Source organism: Lichenihabitans psoromatis, from assembly GCF_004323635.1.
Classification (GTDB): domain Bacteria; phylum Pseudomonadota; class Alphaproteobacteria; order Rhizobiales; family Beijerinckiaceae; genus Lichenihabitans; species Lichenihabitans psoromatis.
On sequence record NZ_CP036515.1, the window covers coordinates 513,335 to 533,040 of the forward strand.

General features: G+C 62.6%; 18 protein-coding genes and 1 pseudogene. 11 read left to right on the top strand and 8 right to left on the bottom strand.

All coding sequences use genetic code 11. The features are described 5' to 3' along the window. Window positions 1–4 precede the first annotated feature (4 nt). From EY713_RS02440 to EY713_RS02470, 7 genes and pseudogenes are all read left to right on the top strand, one after another. Window positions 5–1,510, top strand: a pseudogene (locus EY713_RS02440) (DEAD/DEAH box helicase family protein); the annotation flags it as partial. Window positions 1,511–1,662: 152 nt separating this feature from the next. Next, the gene (locus EY713_RS02445; protein ID WP_131113404.1) at window positions 1,663–2,871 is read left to right on the top strand and encodes a tyrosine-type recombinase/integrase; all 1,209 of its coding nucleotides are present in this window, start codon (window positions 1,663–1,665) and stop codon (window positions 2,869–2,871) included. 27 nt (window positions 2,872–2,898) lie between these two features. Continuing rightward, a complete protein-coding gene (locus tag EY713_RS02450; RefSeq protein WP_131113405.1) occupies window positions 2,899–3,225 on the top strand; it encodes a DUF305 domain-containing protein in 327 nt (108 codons plus the stop codon). After that, window positions 3,222–4,688 carry a YncE family protein gene (locus EY713_RS02455; RefSeq protein WP_131113406.1) on the top strand — a complete coding sequence of 489 codons (1,467 nt, stop codon included), beginning with the start codon at window positions 3,222–3,224 and terminating at the stop codon, window positions 4,686–4,688. Before EY713_RS02450 ends, EY713_RS02455 begins: the two co-directional genes overlap by 4 nt. A 33-nt stretch (window positions 4,689–4,721) precedes the next feature. After that, window positions 4,722–5,249: a sigma-70 family RNA polymerase sigma factor gene (locus EY713_RS02460; RefSeq protein ID WP_170314062.1), complete on the top strand. Its 528-nt coding sequence runs from the start codon at window positions 4,722–4,724 to the stop codon at window positions 5,247–5,249. 14 nt (window positions 5,250–5,263) lie between these two features. Beyond that, window positions 5,264–5,638, top strand: coding sequence for an anti-sigma factor family protein (locus EY713_RS02465; RefSeq protein ID WP_131113408.1), 375 nt, complete (start codon window positions 5,264–5,266; stop codon window positions 5,636–5,638). Between the two features lie 459 nt (window positions 5,639–6,097). Continuing rightward, the gene (locus EY713_RS02470) at window positions 6,098–7,249 is read left to right on the top strand and encodes an FAD-binding domain-containing protein (RefSeq protein ID WP_342635974.1); all 1,152 of its coding nucleotides are present in this window, start codon (window positions 6,098–6,100) and stop codon (window positions 7,247–7,249) included. Between the two features lie 64 nt (window positions 7,250–7,313). Here the strand turns inward: EY713_RS02470 and EY713_RS02475 are convergent, their stop codons facing one another. The 8 genes from EY713_RS02475 to EY713_RS02510 all read right to left on the bottom strand — a co-directional run bounded on the left by EY713_RS02475 (window position 7,314) and on the right by EY713_RS02510 (window position 16,168). Further along, the gene (locus tag EY713_RS02475; RefSeq protein WP_131113409.1) at window positions 7,314–8,204 is read right to left on the bottom strand and encodes a Brp/Blh family beta-carotene 15,15'-dioxygenase; all 891 of its coding nucleotides are present in this window, start codon (window positions 8,202–8,204) and stop codon (window positions 7,314–7,316) included. Continuing rightward, window positions 8,201–9,424 (bottom strand): lycopene cyclase family protein, encoded by a 1,224-nt coding sequence (locus tag EY713_RS02480; protein ID WP_131113410.1) that lies wholly within the window; start codon window positions 9,422–9,424, stop codon window positions 8,201–8,203. Before EY713_RS02480 ends, EY713_RS02475 begins: the two co-directional genes overlap by 4 nt. Then, window positions 9,357–10,316 carry a phytoene/squalene synthase family protein gene (locus EY713_RS02485; RefSeq protein WP_131113411.1) on the bottom strand — a complete coding sequence of 320 codons (960 nt, stop codon included), beginning with the start codon at window positions 10,314–10,316 and terminating at the stop codon, window positions 9,357–9,359. Before EY713_RS02485 ends, EY713_RS02480 begins: the two co-directional genes overlap by 68 nt. Beyond that, window positions 10,313–11,782, bottom strand: coding sequence for a phytoene desaturase family protein (crtI, locus tag EY713_RS02490; protein WP_131113412.1), 1,470 nt, complete (start codon window positions 11,780–11,782; stop codon window positions 10,313–10,315). Before crtI ends, EY713_RS02485 begins: the two co-directional genes overlap by 4 nt. Next, the gene (locus EY713_RS02495; protein ID WP_131113413.1) at window positions 11,767–12,648 is read right to left on the bottom strand and encodes a polyprenyl synthetase family protein; all 882 of its coding nucleotides are present in this window, start codon (window positions 12,646–12,648) and stop codon (window positions 11,767–11,769) included. The genes crtI and EY713_RS02495 overlap by 16 nt, the downstream gene beginning before the upstream one ends. An 86-nt stretch (window positions 12,649–12,734) precedes the next feature. Then, window positions 12,735–13,508: a bacteriorhodopsin-like gene (locus EY713_RS02500; protein ID WP_131113414.1), complete on the bottom strand. Its 774-nt coding sequence runs from the start codon at window positions 13,506–13,508 to the stop codon at window positions 12,735–12,737. Between the two features lie 519 nt (window positions 13,509–14,027). Then, a complete protein-coding gene (locus tag EY713_RS02505) occupies window positions 14,028–14,747 on the bottom strand; it encodes a FadR/GntR family transcriptional regulator (RefSeq protein WP_131113415.1) in 720 nt (239 codons plus the stop codon). A 26-nt stretch (window positions 14,748–14,773) separates the two neighbouring features. Continuing rightward, complete coding sequence (locus tag EY713_RS02510; protein ID WP_131113416.1) at window positions 14,774–16,168, bottom strand: FAD-binding oxidoreductase; 1,395 nt, start codon at window positions 16,166–16,168, stop codon at window positions 14,774–14,776. 106 nt (window positions 16,169–16,274) lie between these two features. Between EY713_RS02510 and EY713_RS02515 the strand changes: the two genes are divergently transcribed. Genes EY713_RS02515 through EY713_RS02530 form a run of 4 tightly spaced genes read left to right on the top strand, consistent with a single transcriptional unit; the run spans window position 16,275 to window position 19,666 of the window. After that, complete coding sequence (locus tag EY713_RS02515) at window positions 16,275–17,348, top strand: amidohydrolase family protein (RefSeq protein WP_131113417.1); 1,074 nt, start codon at window positions 16,275–16,277, stop codon at window positions 17,346–17,348. Then, window positions 17,335–18,123, top strand: coding sequence for an iron-sulfur cluster assembly protein (locus tag EY713_RS02520; protein WP_165490999.1), 789 nt, complete (start codon window positions 17,335–17,337; stop codon window positions 18,121–18,123). Before EY713_RS02515 ends, EY713_RS02520 begins: the two co-directional genes overlap by 14 nt. Beyond that, window positions 18,123–18,539 carry a lactoylglutathione lyase gene (gloA, locus tag EY713_RS02525; RefSeq protein ID WP_131113419.1) on the top strand — a complete coding sequence of 139 codons (417 nt, stop codon included), beginning with the start codon at window positions 18,123–18,125 and terminating at the stop codon, window positions 18,537–18,539. Before EY713_RS02520 ends, gloA begins: the two co-directional genes overlap by 1 nt. A gap of 41 nt (window positions 18,540–18,580) precedes the next feature. Next, a complete protein-coding gene (locus EY713_RS02530) occupies window positions 18,581–19,666 on the top strand; it encodes a sugar ABC transporter substrate-binding protein (protein ID WP_131113420.1) in 1,086 nt (361 codons plus the stop codon). The last annotated feature ends 40 nt before the right edge of the window (window positions 19,667–19,706 follow it).

Here is a 19,706-nt window from a genome sequence, read left to right on the forward strand (position 1 = left end):
TCATCCCTCGCGGAAAAAGTTGACCGCTGCCCAGTCGTCGCTCGATTTCGATACCTATAGCGAAAATGCCAAGATCAACGAGGTTCGCGGCTACCTCGCGGCATGGCGCCCGATCCCGAACCCTGGGGATTGGGGCGTTACCCCGACGACCCAGCGGCTGATTGAGCACTGGCGACGTCCGAAGAATGAATGGGCCGGTCCGCGCCCGTTCTTCTGCCAGATCGAGGCCGTCGAGACGATGATCTGGCTCACCGAGGTCGCGCCGAGACGCGCGGTGACCCGTATCCTGCTCCACCAAATTGCCAAGGACAATGAGGAGGCCAACCCGGCCCTGTTCCGGTTGGCATTGAAGATGGCGACCGGCAGCGGCAAGACCACCGTCATGGCGATGCTGATTGCCTGGCAGGCGATCAATGCCGCACGCAAGGAGACGAAGGACTTTTCCCGCGCCTTCTTGATCGTGGCACCGGGCATCACCATCAAGGACCGGCTGAGGGTCCTGCAGCCCAGCGAGCCGGGCAACTACTACGACACACGCGAGATCGTACCGCCGGAGATGTTGCCCGAACTGCGGCGGGCAGAGATCGTCATCACCAATTACCACGCCTTCCAGCATCGCGAGACGCTCGCTATGCCCAAGGCTGCGCGCAGCTTCCTGCAGGGCAACGATCCCGAGCCGATCCGGACGATTGAAACCGACGGTCAGATGCTGGGACGGGCCTGCGACAAGCTGCTTCGCTTCGACCGGATCAACGTCTTCAACGACGAGGCGCACCACTGCTATCGTCATAAGGTGGACGGCGACGTCGAGGGTGCCCTAACCGGAGACGATAAGAAGGAAGCAGAGCAGAACGAAGAGGCCGCACGCCTCTGGATCAATGGCATTGAGGCGCTGGATCGGCAGCTCAAGAAGGGCAAGCGCAGCGGGGGAGTGCGCGCGGTCTATGATCTTTCCGCGACGCCCTTCTTCCTTCGCGGATCTGGCTACCAGGAAGGCACGCTGTTCCCTTGGGTCGTGTCTGACTTCAGCCTGATGGACGCGATCGAAAGCGGAATCGTCAAGCTGCCGCGCGTGCCCGTCACCGACAATCTGGTCGGCACGGAAACGGTCGTGTACCGCGATCTGTGGAAGCACATCGGCAAGTCGATGCCGAAGTCGACCGCGAGCGCGAACAAGCTCAGTCCGTTCGACCTCAATCCGCTGCTGCTCACCGCGCTCAATTCCCTCTACAGCCACTATGCCGGCGAATTCGAGAGCTGGCGAAAAGCGGGCATCGGGGTGCCGCCCGTGTTCATCGTGGTCTGCCAGAACACCGCCATCTCGAAGCTGGTGTTCGAATGGATCGCGGGATTCGAGCGCGGCGATGCCGAGGAAGGCGAGCGCGCGGGCTTCCACGCCGGTCATCTAGAGCTGTTCCGCAACTATGACGAGCATGGTGGCCGGCTTCCCCGCCCAAGGTCGCTGCTGATCGACTCGCGCCAGTTGGAGGCGGGCGAGGCGCTGGATAGCGGCCAAAAGCCAATCAACAGGCAACTCAATGATCATCACACACCCAATCCAGGTCGATATCCGCGAGGCGGGACCACCGCTCGTCACACAGCCTGATCCGCTCCTGGCCCGGCTTAGGCCTGCCAAACCTCTCGGTCGATGGGAGATCGCCGATGGCAAGCATTCGTAAGCGCGAGTGGACCTACAAGGGGGACACGAAATCGGCATGGTGCGTCGAATACACAGACGTAAACGGCGCTCGAAAGCGGCAGACCCCTGCCTCCGGCTTAAAAAAGGACGCGGATAAGCTGCGCGTCAAAATTGAGCAGGAGCTTGAGCGAGGTGACCATCTTCAGAATAGTTACGCTGCAACGGTATCCGTGGTGTGCGACGATTTCCTTCGTCATTGCGAGATTCGGCTGAAGGAAGGTTCGATCGGGACCAACCGCATCCGGATCATGAGGCAGGCGGTCGATGGCTACCTCGTGCCTAAATTAGGCGGTGTGCTGCTCAATCAACTGACGTTCGTCCTCACCGACCGCTGGTACAACGATATGGTCAAGAAGGGGCTGAGTACCACGACGGTTAGGGCCTACCTGCTCGTCGCCAAAATGGTCGGCGACTTTGCAGTCAAGCGCGGCATGGCAAAGGGAAATCCTTTTGCCGAGGTCATGCGAGAGCATCGAGGCAACGCGCGAAGTCGGATCGAGACGCTCGATCTCGAACAGGTCCGCCTGGTCATCAAAAGCGTGGAAACTCCAGGCTACAACTGCAGCCGGCGGCAACAGGCGATGCTCAAAAGCGCCGTGCACTTGGCCGCATTCTGTGGACTAAGGTACGGCGAAATCATGGGGTTGACGCGAGACAACGTTAACCTGTCGTCCGGCATCATCCGCGTGCGTCACAGCCTGACAGTCGAGGATGAGCTTAAAGGACCGAAGACATCGGCCGGAAACCGCGACGTTCCGATGCCGGACCATGTTCAAATCATCCTTAGCGACTGGTTTGCCAACTGGGCTGTGCTGGATAGGCGCGGCCTCGTGTTCAGGCGGCCCGACGCAAGCATGTTCTTCTCTACTTCGTTCCGCAAGACGTGGCACCGCCTTCTGGAGCGATCCGGGCTCGGGCGGCCGAAGAACGAGTTCCACTTCCACGCTCTCCGGCACTTCGCCGCGAGCTTCATGATTGAACTGGGTTGGCCTGTCACCGAGGTCGCATCCCTGCTCGGCCATTCCACCTTCGACGTGACGCTTCAGATCTACGCCCACCCGGTTGTCGGCGGCCATCGTCGGCATGGCATGATGCAAGCCATGGCAAACCGAGCGTTGATCCTTGACCTGCACCCCGCGCAGACGCGACAAGAATGCGACATGGCCGCCTAACTTATTGTAGAACAACGCCGAATAGTCATGACCGAGAACGATGCTGCCATGACCCGGATGATGGACGCAATGACCGTCGCGCCGTCCGGTAATATCGATGCCGACTTTGCCGCCATGATGATCCCCTATCACCAGGGCGCCATCGCGATGGCCGAGGCGGAATTGCGGTACGGGCACAACGAACTCCTGCGCCGCATCGCCCAGGAGATCGTCGTTGAACAGCAACAGGAAATTGCAGCTATGCGCCTTGGGCTCAACCAAGCCCTGCCAGCATCTATGCCATCTCCAACCCGACCCGGCGCCATGGTCATGTCGCCTTCAGCGATGCCGATGAAAGTAACGATCACCCCATGACACATCCTTTATCCCTTCTGGTTCTCCTGGCGGCTAGCGTCCTCGCAGCCTGCGCCCCGGCGCTAGCCGGCCAAGCCCCCGGCGCGGCCGCGGAGGTCGAGATACCGATCAGCCATCGTGACCGCGTCTATGCGGCCGAGCAGTTCTCAAACACCGTGTCGGTGATTGATCCCGCCGATAACACGCTTCTCGGCGTGATCCGCCTGGGCGATCCTTCCCCAATGAACTTTAGCCCACTCTACAAAGGACAGGTCCTCGTCCATGGCATGGGCTTCTCCCCCGACCACAGGACGCTCGCGGTCGTCTCGATCGGCAGCAATTCCGTCACTTTCATTGATACGGCGACGAACGCCGTGAAGCACACGACCTATGTGGGCCGCGCGCCACATGAGGCCTTTTTCACCCCTGACGGCAAAGAGATCTGGGTGACTGTGCGGGGTGAGGATTATGTCTCCGTCCTGGACGCGACGACCTTCGAGGAGACCACTCGTATCAGGACGCCCAATGGGCCGGGCATGCAGATCTTTTCGCCCGACGGCACCTACGGCTATGTCTGCTCGTCGTTCAATCCCGAGGTGGATGGGGTGACGATGGCCGATCACAAAATCGTCGCCCGCGTGAAACAGGATAGTCCATTCTGTCCTAATATCGCGGCGACGCCCGACGGGACCCAGGTATGGTTCACGCTGAAAGACACGGGCGAGACGCAGGTCTTCGAGGCTAGGCCGCCCTTCGCCATTCTGAAGACGATTCAGACTGGCCCGATCACCAACCATGTCAACATCGTCCACAATGCCAAGGGGACCTTCGCCTATGTGACGATCGGGGGTCTCAACGAGGTGAAGGTGTTCCGCACCGACGATTTCTCCCTCGTTGCAACCATTCCGGTCGGCAAGCTGCCGCACGGCATTTGGCCGTCGGGCGACGGCACCCGAGTCTACGTCGGCCTCGAGAATGCCGACGGCATGACGGCCATCGACACGCTCACCAATCAGGTGATCGCCACCGTTCCGATCGGGCAGGCCCCACAAGCCGCTGTCTATGTGCCAAACGCCGTGCCGCAGGGCGGCGGCACCGAGAACCTCCAGCCGCTTGGTATCGCGGGCCAGACGGCTCATCTCACGTTGACGGCAGCCGGGACGACGATTGCAGCTGGTATGCAGGCGCCAACCAGTGTGTCGCTGTTTGACCAGGGGCTGGTTCAGGTGCTCGAAGCCTCCGTGACGGGGCTGGAGCCGAAACACCCCTACGTGCTCGCACTCTGCACACAAGCCAATGGCGGCGGCCTCATCCAGTCGTTGTCGGCCTTCATGACCAACCCGGCAGGGTCTGCAATCGTCAACGCGATCGGCCCCATCCGACAGATCGTGCAGGCCGATGTGGGCGAGGAGCGGCGCTACCTCGTCATCCTGAGTGGCACGGCGGCCAAGACCGGCGCACCCGTTCAGATTGAAGTCGACTGATCCTCGAGCCGGGATTGGGGAGGCGGTGCAGTCGTGAAAGCCATGATGCTCCTCGTCGAGCCGATGATCCCGGCCCTGCGCCGCTACGCCCGGTCCCTGCTCAAGGACACAACCGCGGCAGACGACCTGGTGCAGGACACGCTGGAGCGGACCATCACGCGCTGGCACCAGCGCGATCCGGAGGGGAACGCACGCACCTGGGTGTTCACGATCCTGCACAACCTCGCGATTAACCGGCTACGGCAGATCACCCGCCGCGGCCGGCCGGTCGACATTGATGACATGGACGAGTCTCTGGCCTCCCAACCGCCCATGCAGGAGGAACGCTTGCTGCATGCCGACCTGCTCAAAGCCCTCGATCGGCTTCCCGACGAACAACGCAGTGTCTTGCTTCTCATCTCGGTCGAGGACCTGTCCTACACCGAAGCCGCCAAGGTCCTCGGCGTGCCGGTCGGAACCGTGATGTCTCGTCTTTCGCGCGGACGGGAACGTCTGATGCGCCTGATGGAAGGCGACGCCCCCATTGCCACGCGGGTTCCCCATCTGAGGAGGGTCAAATGACCACTGAGCCTGTCGTGACCGAAGACGACATTCACGCATTTGTCGACGACGCCCTGCCGCTGGAGCGCCGAGCCGAGGTCGAGCGCTTTCTCGCACTTAATCAGGATGCGATGCAGCGCGTTGCCGCCTTCGCCGCCCAGCGCACAGCTCTGCGCGCGGCGCTGGCCCCAATCGCGGCCGAGCCGATCCCGCCCGCGCTCAATCTGGCCCACCTGATCGAACAGCAACGTCATCCCACGGTGTCGGTATCGTCCTTTCTTAGGCTGGCGATCCGCCGCTGCGGCGGTGCTGATCCTTGGCATAGGCGGTGCGGGCGGGTGGTCTATGCGCGAGGCGACTTAAAGCGAACCAAGCGGCATGATGGCCCTGGCGGAGGAAGCCAGCGATAGCCATGCGGCACGATGCGCCAGACCACCTGCACCCTGTCGAGTTTAAGGCCGGCGACAAGGATGACCTTCTCCGTTGGATCGACAATCGCCTGAACCGAAACGTCATTGCACCCGATCGATCGGCTGCGGCTATCGGTTCATGGGTGGGCGGCTGGTTGCGACGCCGCACGGACTGGCCGGCATGCCGATGTATGACGACGACCACGGCACGAGGATCGCTATGCTGGTGCGGCCGATGGCAACCGATGCCGCAACGCCCATGACAGAGCACGCACAGGGAAGCACGCGGGGCTTTGCCTGGGCCGACCGTGGTTTGCACGCCGAAGCTTCGCGTTTCAGACGACCTCGGCAGGAGAGGCGGGGGAGGAATTTCCAATCGTTCTTCGCGAAACCGAGAGGGTCGTGGGCATTGTTGACTTGACGCGGTGCCGCACTGGGCAAGCGAGCGGTGAGCTCCACATGGCGGACATGACACGCTCCTTCACATTGACACGCTCCGCGGCCCTCGGCCGGCTCGCTTCCGTCACGCCTCACCTCGGCCGCGCTTACACCTCCAACCGCAACACCGATATCGGATCGGAGCGCGAGCCGACCACCAGCGCCCTGTCGCCTTTCCTGCGTCGCCGCCTCCTACTCGAGGAGGAAGCGGTCGCAGCTGCTCTCGATGACCATGGGCCGGACGAGGCGAGCAAATTTATCGAAGAGGTTTTCTGGCGCTCCTACTTCAAGGGTCACCTCGAGACTCGGCCCACGATCTGGACCAACTACCTTGATCTGGTGGCAGAGGGACGGGACCAGCTCGGCGCAGAGCCGACATTGCGACGAGCCTTTGACCGGGCCGTGACCGGCAACACCGGAATCGACGGATTTGACGATTGGGCTCGCGAGCTCACGGAAACCGGTTGGCTGCATAATCACACGCGCATGTGGTTCGCCTCGATCTGGATCTTCACCCTGCGGCTGCCTTGGGCGCTCGGAGCGGACTTCTTTCTCCGTCACCTGATCGACGGCGATCCGGCCAGCAACACCCTGTCCTGGCGCTGGGTTGCGGGATTGCATACGCCTGGAAAGGCCTATGCGGCACGGGCCGACAACATCCGACGCTTTACCGACGGCCGCTTCTCGCCTCGAGGATTAAACGAAACCCCTGTGCCGCTCGAGGAGCCCGAACGGCGCGACGCCATCGCCCTGCCCCGCGCCGGCTTGGCACCGACTGGTGAGATCGCGCTCCTGCTGCATCTCGACGACCTGAACCCGGAAAGCCTCGACCTCGGCAGCGCGCGCGTCACACGCATCGGCGGACTTCTGGCCCATGCGCCTGATGCAGCGCCGTTGGTCCGACATGCCGACGAGCAGGCGATGTCTGATGCCCTGGCGCGGGCCGACGCTCACTTCGGCTGCGCGGCGCGTCCCATCACCGAGGGCTGGGCGGACGGCCTGCCGATCGTCACGCCTTGGGCCCCGGTGGGTCCATCGGCCACGGCGCTTCCCGCGACCAGTATCCGGCTCCGACGCCCATGGGACGATCTCACTTGGCCGCGATCGACGCGCGGATATTTTCAGGTCAAGACCGCGATCCCGACCATCCTTCGGCACGTGCTGGGTCGCTGACGGCGCTGGGTTGGGCCACGCTCGTCTCGTTTGGACAGCCACAACGCTGAGTCTGACGACGCCCTCAACCGTCGGATTGTCGCGGCGTCCAGCCGGCAAACCGAATTCGCTCGACGATGGCCATATGGGGAACCGTGAGGGCCGCCAGCCCGACGAAGACAATCCGGATGACGCGCGCGTCGATGGCGACCACACTGGGGAGCAACAGCGCCATCGCAAACATCCCGATAATGCCGATGATCGGAAGGCCGCCCGCAAGCAGCAGCACACGCCAATGCTCCGCCCCGACGTAGTAGACAGTGCGCAGAATATGGCGCGCGCTGTGCATGCCGCAAAAGAAGATTGTGAAGGCCGGCAGCGGTGGCGCAAGCGTCGCCAGCAACGTGACCGCCGCGAGCTCGCCTGCCGCGACACCATCGCGCCGGAGTGCAAGTAGACTGGCAATCCCAAGTCCCACCAGCCAGGGCCAAGCCAGTGGGCTTAGGATCGCCACCATGGTGGCGGCGGCCTCGGAGCCGACCAGCAGTGAGAAGAGCGTCGTCACGTCGTCGGCGTGCCACAAGGTCGGTAGCACGACGATCGCGCCGCCATATAGCAGACGCACCAGGAACGGTGTGTCCGGGGCTGGATCGCCGGAGAAGTGGAAGATGGAAATGAGCAAGAAGCCCACGAGGAACAGCAAGGGTGCCACGGTCCACAGCACGACGACCGCCACGACCGGAACGAAATACAGGACCACGAAGGTGGCCCACGAGCCAACATGGCTCATTCGATAAGCGCGCTGGGCGAAGACTGTATCCAGCGCGCCGTGTGGCACGCCGAGGAGAATGATGACGCCCGCCATCACCAGCAGCTGGACCTGCGGTTCCAACCGATACAGGTTCATGGCCAGCGGAATGAGCAGCAGCGAGCCGATGCAGAACAGCACGCCCTGGATGCGGAGCGCCTTGGTCATGTCCGGTGCCCCAACGCGGCCTGGTTGAAAGCCCGAGGGATCTGGCCGAGGAAGAGCCAGGCCGGCAGCGCAAGCGCCACGGATGTGTAATCGATCAGATTGCCGCCATCGCTCATGAACCGGATGAGGCGTCTGGTGTCGGCCTTTCCGAACAGCGCGACAAAGAGGCCAGGCGCGACATCGGGCCGGCTTCGCATGACAGAGAGAAACAGAGCGTCCATGGCGCGCAGCATGAGCGGGTCCTCGGCATGCCCGACGAGCGGCTTGCCAGTCGCGATCGCCGACGCGCAGGCCTGCGCCCAAGCTTGGATCCGGCGGAACGCATAGCCTGAACTCGGCCGCGCACCGCCGGCGTCGAGCCCCGCATGGATGAACGTCGGATCTTGGAGACGAGAAACGCGCGGCGTTCCCATCGGCAGCACCCCGTGCTCCTCTCGAACGATCGTGAAGGACTGTCCCCCAACGCGATCTGCGACCGCCTCATCCAGATCCGCCCTGAGGTCGGCCCGATCCCACGGATCGGCATCGAAGACCGTCGTTTCGATGAGGGCCCGCCTCGTCGAGACCGGCAACACATAGGTGAATTGGATGCGCCCCTTTTCGACCGGCGCGAAGTCCATCAGATCCACGCAGGCTGGGTTGAACACGCCGGCCTCGCAGTCGATCTCTCGGCCATAGAAGGATTGCCACAGCGTCGCTCCACCTCGGACGGGGCGGCGAAACGGGCGCGTATCGACGATCCGATGCGCCGTGACGGACCCCGTCGCGGTTTCGAGAGACCAGACTTCACCCGTTTTCCGCGGCTCCGCGCTGATCTCCGATCCAAGCGCGATCTCGACCCGGTCGCTGGCCTCGATGGCTCCGAGTGCCTCCGCGTAGAATGCGGCGGCTCCGAGCATCCGATACGGCGCGTCGCCGCACTCGACCAGAACTGCGGCGTCTTCGGTCTTGACCCGCATCGTGGCCCACGAGTGGCGAACCAGATGGTTCAATCCCATCGATCCGTCGTCCCAGAAGCACCAGGTTCGGTCGTCGGCATAGGCTGTTCGACGTTCGAGCACGAGCGTACGAGGCGCCTGACGGCCAAGCGCCGTGAGCCGCCGCGCGAGGCTCAGCCCGGCGCACCCACCCCCCAGGATAACGAGATCGAAGTCACCCTGCATGGCGTGCCTTTGCGAGGCTGGGGACATCGACGAGGTGGTGGTGCAGGCTGGCGTCATGCAAAACCGATCCTGGCCGAGGCACCAGGGTGCCGACCGTCTCCATCAAGGCCGATGCGGTCAGCCGGAGCTTCGCCTTTCGGCCGACGGTCACGCGCCCGTCCCAGCACGCATAGTCACGCGCTCGAATGCCGTCGCCAATGGCGTGATAGATCCGGGCCGCCGACAGGATGCCGGCGCGCGCCCGAACCGGAAGATAGCGCATGCCATCTTGGCCACTGCGATAGTAGAGATCGGCTTGGTCCAGCAACGTCGCGAGGCAAGCACGAAGGCGCCGACGCGTCGCCTCGGTCGGCGTCACCAGTTCCTGCGCCGAAAGATCGCCTAGTAGACTGGCAGGCAGGTACCGGCGCCCCAGCGCCGCATCCTCGGCGACATCGCGACAAATATTGGTGAGTTGCATGCCGATGCCGAGGTCGACGGCATGCGGGTATGCGGCCGGCTCGGTCACATCCAACACGTTGCACATCATCAGGCCCACCGTTCCGGCGACGCGGTAGCAATAGTGCAGAAGCTCTGTTTCGGTCTGCATGCAGACGACGCCGAGATCCGACTCGACTCCCGCTATGAGGTCCAGCACGACACCTGGATCGATCTTGCACTCACGGATGAGCGCGAGAGCATCCAGCAAGGCGGGGTCTTTGGTTTGCCCCGACCTTACGTCGTCGGCAATCGCGGCCAATCTAGACTTGGCGACGACATCCGACGCTGCTTCATCTGCAGTATCGTCGAGCAAGCGGCAAAACCCATAGAGGCGTGTCGCGTTGCTGGCGTGCCTGGTGCCGAGAAGGCGCCGCGCCCAATAGAAACTTTTCCCCTTGGCCTTCAGGATCGCAGTCGCCGACACGAGAGCCGCCACGCTCGACGAGGATGGGCCGGACGCCTCGATCATGTGGCCTCCGGGATCATGGCGTCGATGACCTTCGCCGAACAGAGGACACCCGGCAACCCGGCACCAGGATGCGTACCGGCCCCCACGAGATAGAGATTTCGAATGCTCTCGGCCTTGTTGTGAAAGCGAAACCAGGCGGATTGCCTAAACAAGGGCGCAATCGAAAACCCGGCGCCGTGCATGCTGAGATAGTCGGTCTTGAAGTCTTCCGGGGTCTTGAAGAAATCGGCCGTGATGCTGGCGGCGAGGCCCGGCAGGATGGTCTCATCGAGCGCCGCGACGATCTTGTCACGCAAGCACGGACCGTCTTTGGCCCAATCGATATTGCCCTGCAGATTAGGTACGGGACACAGCACGTAGAAGCTGTCGCAATGGTCCGGAGCGAAGCTCGGGTCTGTCGCGGTCGGGCGATGAAGATAGAGCGAGAAGTCATCGGCCAGAATTTTGCGGTCAAAAATGTCGGCAAGCAGGTCGCGGTAACGAGGCCCCATCCAGATCGTGTGATGGGCGACGTCGGGATAGGTCCGGGTCGTGCCGAAGTAGAGAACGAAGAGACCCATCGAATAATGGGCCGCCTTCAATTTCACTTTGGTCGATGCTGCCTGGACTTTGCGATCGATCATCGCGCTATAGAGAAACGCCGCATCGGCGTTCGACACGATCAGATCGGCCGCGATGTGGGTGCCGTCATCGAGCGTGACGCCCGTTGCGACGCCGTTCTCGATGTCGATCGCCCGGACCGTCTTCTCGAGCGACGTCGTCACGCCATGTCGATCCATGAGATCGCCGAGCGACTTGATGATCGCCCCCGTTCCGCCCATCGCAAAGTGGACCCCGTAGGCCCGCTCCAGGAAGTGGATCAGGCCGTAGATGCTGGTCGTATCAAACGGATTCCCGCCGACCAGGAGAGGTTGGATCGAGAACGCCTGCCGCAGTTTCGGACTCGAGAGATAGCGCGACACTAGGCCCCAGACCGTCTCGTAGCTTCTGAGCGCCAGAAGGCGCGGGATCTGCCGCACCATCGTCGTAAACCGGGCGAACGAGGCGCCGGATAGTTCGGTAAATCCGACATCGAAGAGCCGTTTGGAATGAGCCAGCAAAGCGAGGTAGCCGGCGCGATCCTTCGGCTCGATCCGGTCGATTTCCAGCAACGTTTCTTCGAGGGTGCCGCCATAATCGAACGTCTCGCCGTCGGAAAATCGGAAGCGATACCAGGGCTTGAGCGGGACGAGCGTCAGATGGGTGGCCAGCGTTTCGCCGAACAGCTCGAAAAGCTCTTCGAGCAGAAACGGCGCCGTGATGACGGTGGGCCCGGCGTCATGCCGAAAGCCGCCTCGCTCGAAGACCTGCGCGCGTCCGCCCAAGGTGGCACACCGGTCGAGCAGCGTGACCTCGTACCCCTTGGCGCGAAGTCGCAGCGCCGACGCGATCCCGCCAAAGCCGGCGCCGATTACGAGCGCCCGCATACCATGGCGCTTTCTCCGATCAGGGATGTCGACAGACGATCGCAGAGCGCGACCAGAAGGGCGCCGGATCCGTCCGGGAGGGCGAGCGCGAGATGGCGGCCGGTGGCCAAACGATCCTGAGCGCGACGTCGTGCGGCTCCAAAGGGGTCGGAGACACCGGCCGCAGTCAAGACCGACACGAGGTTGAGGGAGCGATCCCGATCGGCATCTGCGATGTCGTCGGCAATCTGATACCCAATCGCGAAAGCGCCAGCCGCTTGTCTCGCGAGACCGCACAGGTCGTGACGTCCAGCGACGATAAAAGCGAGTTCCAGCGGCAGGCTCAGCAAGACGCCGGATTTTGCGAACGCGATGGCATCATACGTCGTCGCGTCACTCAGGCTTCGCGTTTCAAAAGACAGGTCGGCGCCTTGCCCCCGGATGGCCGAGGCCACGCTCCTGTGCATCACCCTGACCGCCGCCGGGACGGAAGTGCCGATCGTGAGCGACGCGATCGACGCAAAGGCAGCCGAAATCAGGAGATCGCCCGTGCAGATCGCGACGTTGCTTCCATATCGAGACCAGACCGCGTCGTGACCGCGTCGCGTTCGATCTCGATCCTGGAGATCGTCGTGGATAAGCGACGCATTGTGCAGAAGCTCGACGGCAGCCCCGATCGCGACCGCGTCGGCGTCGGCGACACCAAGCGACAGACTGGCATGGACGCCGAGGCGAGCCCTCATGCGCTGACCACCGGATCTTAAATGATAGGCGGCCGCATCATCGCCATGGAACGGCGGGAGATCGTCATCATGCGCGACAGGCCCGACAAGATCGTCCATCGTCTGATCGACGCGGAGCAAACAATCCTCGAGTTGACGGCTCATCGTCTCTTATACCGGCTGTCATTGACCATTGCGGCGACCGTCTTCGGCTCTTGACAGACTGGCGGGGCCGAAGCCCCGCCGATCCTTCAAGCGTAGGCGGGCTTCACGTCTTTGACGCCGGCTTCAGCGGCGGATTTCCGAGCCGCAATCAGGAAGATCAGGACACCGAAGGCGGCCTTGGCGACGATATCGGCGATCGTGTACCCCACCTGGACCGACACGGTCGCGGTTCCGCCCGTCAGGCCGAACATGGGGAAGATGTAGACGATCGGGTAGAAGCTCCACGAGATGACGGTGACCCAGCGCGCCGCGCTGACCAGCCCGCGTGCGGCCGGAGGCTGCGACCCGATCGAGTTCCGAAGACCGATGAAGAGATCATAGACGATGATCAGGAACGGGATCATGGCGAGGACCCACCAGATCCAACGACCCGAAAGCGTCGAGGAGATCTCACCCGGATAGCCGAGCGCCACCATGAGGGCCGCAAGAATTCCGAGCTTCGTCGCCTTGGAGGCGGTCTCCTCGGGCGACAGGCGCATCACAAGGATCAGTTCGACGAGAAGCAGCGGGACGGTCAACAACCAATCGACGTAACGATAGGCATCGTTGAAGGCCACGCCGGTCGGCTTCACAACATCGCCAGTGACGCTGTAGGCCGCCTCCCAGGAATTGAAGATCCGGAAATAGTGATAGCACGCGATGAGCGTGACGAGACCCGTGATGGTCAACGCCGTTCTGTAGGCCGGCGCGACCTGCGATCGGCTCAGGAAAAAGAAGAGCGTCGCTGCTCCCATGACTGCGATCGTAAAAGAAAAGGCATTATAGACTAGCGCATACTGCCCAAGGCTTATGGTTTCCATTGCTGCGATCCGTCCCTACGCGGCATTGAATTATTTTTAAGCCGCGATACCGCGTTAGGCCCGAGCAAATCTTGGGTAAAGCGAGAACGACGCCGCACTGACAAAGTGTCGCATCTCTTCTGTACAATGCCCCGTCAGAAAGACGGCGTCGATCCAGCAACCCGATGCTCGCACCGACAATCTTGCCTCTTAAATTGGGTTTCGAGTTGGCCCGTCGCGCCAATCAAGCCACAGTTTCTCGTATGGTGCGTCATGGTACCGAGGCGTTCCCCGAGGCAGGAATAAACCGAAGTAGCCTAAATTACGGCATGGACGCGGTCGACGTCTGGGATTGACCCTTTTCTGACCTTCAGAAAGTCTGCTTTCTGGCAGCCCGATTCTCACAACATTGGCCGACCTTGCCGGGTTGTTGGTGCGATTTAGATGTCTCAGGGGCAAAGCTGACCCTGACCGCCAGCCGTGGAAGTCGACTCATCCGGCCGACTTCGAGGACCACGCGGGGTCCGCTGACTGCAGCCCCTAATCATCCGTCGAGATCGTAATCCCCACGCGCTGCGCCGCATTTGTGATGTGTCGCCCCATGGCCTCCCGCGCCGCATTGGGCGAGCCCGCCATAATGGCGGCATGGATATCCTCATGTTCGGCGATGGTGATGTCCACGATGGTGTCGATGGCAACGCCCGGCCGCATGCGGGTCGCAAAAATGCTCTCGCGCATATGCTCGGAGACGAAGCTCACCACTTTGGCGATATAGTCGTTGCCGGTCGCCAACGCGACGGCGCGGTGGAAGTCGAGATCGGCGTCCACCCCCGCGTCGCCGCGCTTCTCCTTCCCGCGCATGCGATGAAGCGCCGCCGTGATGGCGGCACGCTGCGGCGGCGTCCCGCGCTTGGCCGCGAGGCCGGCGGCACGCACCTCCAGCATGGCGCGCAATTCGAAGACATTGGTGAACAGCACGCGGTCGTTCAGCGCCTCGAGGTCGATGCGCAAACTGGGCGTCGCGGCACTGCGCACCACGAAGGCCCCGACCCCCTGACGCGATTGCACGACGCCATCCGAACGCAGCCGCGCGATGGCCTCGCGCACCACATTGCGGCTGACCCCGAACGTGACCGCCAGGATTTGCTCGCCGGGCAGCCGATCACCGAGTTGCAGGCGGCCTTCCGCAATCTCACGCTGGATCGCCTCGGCGATACGGGACGGGAGGTGGGGTCGGCGGTCGAGCGTGTCGAGAGCCATGGATGTCGCCTTCTACCCTTCGTCTTTCAATCGAACATACGCCCAGGATTCATCAAACGGTTCGGATCGATCACGGCCTTGATGCGGCGAAGAAGATCAAGATCGAGCGGGGCAGAGCGCTCCTGGAAGGCCGCCCGTTTGACCCGCCCGATGCCATGCTCGGCGCTGATCGAGCCGCCGAGGCGGTCGACGAGACCGAAAATCACCACCTCGCATCGATGCAGCAGTGCGGTCTTGTCGGCCTCGGACAAGCCTGGCGGCGGCACGACGTTGAAATGAATGTTGCCGTCGCCGAGATGGCCATAGGCGAGCGGCAGGACATCCGGTTCGGCACGCAGCAAGTCAGCGTGAGCCGCGTCGAGGAACGTCGTCAGCGACGAGATCGGCACCGAGACATCGGTGCGCAGATGCCGGCCGCGCCGCGCCTGGGCCTCGATGATCCCTTCCCGGATGCGCCAGAACTCTGCCGCCTGAGCGCCATTGGCGGCCAACGTGCCGTCGCTCAGCAACGCGCTCTCGACCGCGCCCTCCAAGAATGTCTCGACCAGGCCCTTGAGGTGGACGAGACCGCTCGCCGCCACTTCCATCAGCACGTAATAGGGTGAGGGCCCCGACAGCGGGTCGCGCAAGCCCGGCATCGCCTCGAGCGCGAGCTCGACGCCGCGACGGGGCAGAAGCTCGAAGGCCGAGAGGAGGTCGCTGAGATCGCGCCGGGCCCGGCCGAACAGGGCGACCGCCTGGTCGGGCGAGTCGACCGCGAGGAAGGCGGTCTCGATCTGGCTGGGTTTGGGGAACAGCTTGAGGCTCGCGGCCGTGATGATGCCGAGCGTGCCTTCCGACCCGATGAACAACTGCTTGAGATCGTAGCCGGTGTTGTTCTTGCGCAGCTTGCGCAGGCCGTTCCAGATCCGCCCGTCCGGCAACACGACTTCGAGACCGAGCACGAGGTCGCGCGTCATGCCATAACGCACGACGTTGAGGCCCCCAGCATTGGAAGCGATGTTACCGCCGATCTGGCAGGAGCCCTGGGCGCTGAGCTGCAGCGGAAACAGGCAATCCTCAGCGGCAGCGGCCGCATGGATATTCTCCAGGATGCAGCCGGCCTCCACCGTCATGGAAAAGTTGACCGGATCGATTTCGCGAACCGCATTGAGGCGTTCGAGGCTGATGACGACCTCGCTGCCGTCCTTGGAGGGGGTCGCGCCACCCACAAGGCCAGTATGGCCGCCTTGCGGCACGATGGGCAGACCCCGGGCCGCACATTCCCGCACCATGCTGGCCACATCGGCGGTGGTGCGGGGGCGGACCACGGCGCGAGGCGTGCCCGACAGATCGCGCGACCAATCGGTGCTGTAGCGGTCGAGATCGGCGGCAGGCACCCGCAAAGAAGGGTCGTCGAGCAGCATCGTCAAAGCGTCCATGGCGCCGCGTCCCCAAAAAAAAATCAGTTGTAGGACAATAGGGCAGTATGGCAGGGTGGCACAAGAAAGAAGACGGCCGACAGCGTCGCACCATCGGGAGAACGCCATGTATCTCACACCCACAGGCGAGAAGGTTTTCGTGGTCGATGCGCATATCCACATGTGGGATGCTCGTCCGGAAAACCGCAGAAACCGCTACGGCCTAACCTTCATCGAAAGTTTCTGGGGCTCGCATGTCGGCATGACGCCGGATGAGCTGCGGTGGAGTTTCGAGCGCTTCTGCCACTACGGCATCGAGGGCGCCGCAAAGGACCTGTTCGAAGACGGCTACGTCGACCAAGCCATTATGCTGCCGACCGACCTTCGCGAATTCTACGTCAACGGCTTTAACACCATCGACCAGTCGGCCGCCTTCAAGGCCGCCTATCCGGACAAGGTCGTGCTCAATGGACGCATGGACCCGCGCGACGGTGCGCGTGGCCTCGATCGCCTCGAAGCTGAGCATGCCAAGTATAAGTTCAAGGCCGTCAAGCTTTATACAGGCGAATGGAACGGCGCCTCCAAGGGCTATTCGCTCAAGGACGAGATCATGACGCCCTACATGGAAAAGCTGCTGGCGCTCGGCGTCAACATTATCCATGTGCACAAGGGTCCAACCATTCACCCGCTCAATCTCGATGCGTTCGACGTGCGCGACGTGGACCAGATCGCCAGCGCCTATCCGACGATGAAATTCGTCGTCGACCATTGCGGCATGCCGCGTATCGACGATTTCTGCTGGATTGCTGGGCAGGAGCCCAATGTCTACGGCGGCCTCGCTCTCGTCCCGTCCTTCATTCATGCGCGGCCGAAATACTTCGCCCAGATGATGTGCGACCTGTTGTTCTTCCTGGGTCCCGACCGGCTGCTGTTCGGCTCCGACTACGGCATCACCAGCCCCAAATGGATCATCGAGAAATTCATGGCGTTCGAATTCTCGGACGAGATGGCCTGGGAGGCCAAGACCCAGCTGACCCTCGAGGTGAAGCGCAAGATCCTCGGGCTCAACGCCGCCAAGCTGTACGATCTCGAAGTGCCGGCCGAATGCCGCCTCATCGATCCCTCGCCGGAGCATGACGGCGAGATCCTGCTGGGCCAGGCCGATTCACAGCCCCGGAGCCCGATCCATGTTGCGGCCTGAGGCGGTCGCGGAGCAGGCCACGCGCGACACAGCGCGGGAGCGCCGCCGCGCCGACGTTATGGTGGCGCTCGGCGACGTGCTCGATCCGGAACTCGACGAGCCCGTCACAGATATGGGCTTTGTCGAGCGCATCGATCTGGCCGATGATGCCGTCGAGATCGTGTTTCGCCTGCCCACCTATTGGTGCTCGGCCAATTTCGCTTTTCTCATGGCGACCGACATGAAGGTGGCGGCGGAGCGCCTGCCCTGGGTGCGCGAGGTCACCGTGCGCCTCGTCGATCATTTCGCCGCCAGGAAAATCAACCACGGCGTTGCTGCCGGCCAGGGCTTTGCCGAGGTATTTTCCGGCGAGGCCGAGACCAACTTGGATGAGATCCGTCGGGTCTTCCGCGACAAGGCCTATCTCGGCCGCCAGGAACGGCTGCTTCGCCTCCTCGTCGGGCGATGGGGCCTGGAGCGCGCCTTGCTGCTGACGCTGGCCGATCTGCGCGCGCTGGTGAGCCATGACGACGGTGAGATCCGTGCCCTGGCGCTGCGCTATCTCGGCATGCGCTTGCATGATGGCGGAGCGACCGACGTCACGGCCCTGGCCTTTACGGCACTTAATGGCACCGCTGTGACGCCCCTCGCCTATCCCGACCATTTGCGTGCTTTGCGGCGCGTGCGGGGAGCCGCGGACGCCAATGCCGAGATGTGCCGCCTCCTTCTGCAAGCCCGCCTCACTCATCCGGCGCCGGGCTGTGGCATCGACGACCGTGAGGAAGACACCGCCTGATGACCGACATCCCCGGCACGTTTCGCATGATGCACACGATGGTCCGCGTCCGCGACCTCGATGCCTCGCTCGACTTTTACACCTGGCTACTGGGCATGACGCTGCTGCGCCGCGCCGATTTCCCCGAGGGCCGTTTCACGCTCGCCTTCGTGGGTTATGGGCCGGAAGACAGCAACGCCGTGCTGGAACTCACCCACAACTGGGATCAGAACCAGCCTTACGATCTGGGCACAGGCTACGGCCATATCGCGCTCGGCGTCCACGACATCCATGGCGTGTGCAAGGATCTGGCCGATGCCGGCGCCAAGATCCCAAGGCTCCCCGGGCCGATGAAGCACGGCACCACCCATATCGCCTTCGTGGACGATCCGGATGGTTACAAAATCGAGCTGATCGATCTCGATACGATGGGCTGACGGCCCGCGGACGACAAACAAAAAAATCAGGAGGAAAGACTTTGATCGACAGACATCCCCTCAGCCGCCGCCATTTTCTCGGCGCGGGCGCCGTTGCAACAGCTGCAGCCCTGGCCGGCAAAACGTCGGCCTTTGCGGCCGACCAGAAATTCGTGCCCTATAGCAACAAGAGCCTCGATTACTATTTCTTCGTGGCGCAGGAAGAAGCGGTTAAACGCGCCGTCGAGGCGAAAGGCTGGCGCTTCCAGGCCGTCAATGCCAATTTCGACAATACGACCCAGCTGCAGCAGTGGGAATCGATCCTGCTCAACGGGCCGTCGGCGATCATCAGCGATCCGATCGACAGCCAAGCAATCGTCAGCGTCATCAAAAAATATGGCGCCAAGAAAATTCCGGTCGGCATCATCGATACGCCGGCCACCGGCGGCAACGTCGCCATTACGGTCGACTTCGACAATTATGCGGGCGGCGTCATGGCGGCCGAGGCCATCGTCGACCGGTTGAAGAAGAAATACGGCAGCCCGAAGGGCACCGTGCTGAATTGCTACGGCGCCCTGCAGAGCGTTGCCTGGCGCCTGCGCAAGGAGGGCATGGACGCCACCTTCAAAAAATACCCGGACATCAAGCTGCTCGATCGTCCGACCGAGGGCGAACTCAAGACCATGTTGAGCGTCACCGCCGCCACGCTGTCCGAATTCCCCGATCTCGATGCCGTTCATGCGCCCAGCGATACGCCGTCCCGCGGCATCGTCACGGCCCTGCAGCAGAAGGGCAAGTGGAAGAAGGTTGGTGAGGCCGGCCACGTCATCTTCATCAATATCGACGGCGAGCCGATCGCGCTGCAATGGATCAAGGACGGCTATATGGACGGCGTCGTCTCGCAGGATCCGGTCGCCTATGGCCAGATCACGGTCGATATGATCGCCAAATATTCGATGAACGGGCAGCCGGTGCCGCTCGGTCCCTATGAGAACAAGAACTATTTCTGGGAAAAGGGCGAGATCAAGCAATCGGAGTCCGGCCCGAGCCTCGTTATTCCGCCCTTCCTGATCGACGCCAGCAATGTCGACGATAAGCGCATGTGGGGCAATGTAACGTTCAACGATTGGGGTCTCAAGTACAAGTAAGAGCCACGCTTTTCAAACAATGTCGGCGCGCCGGTGGCGG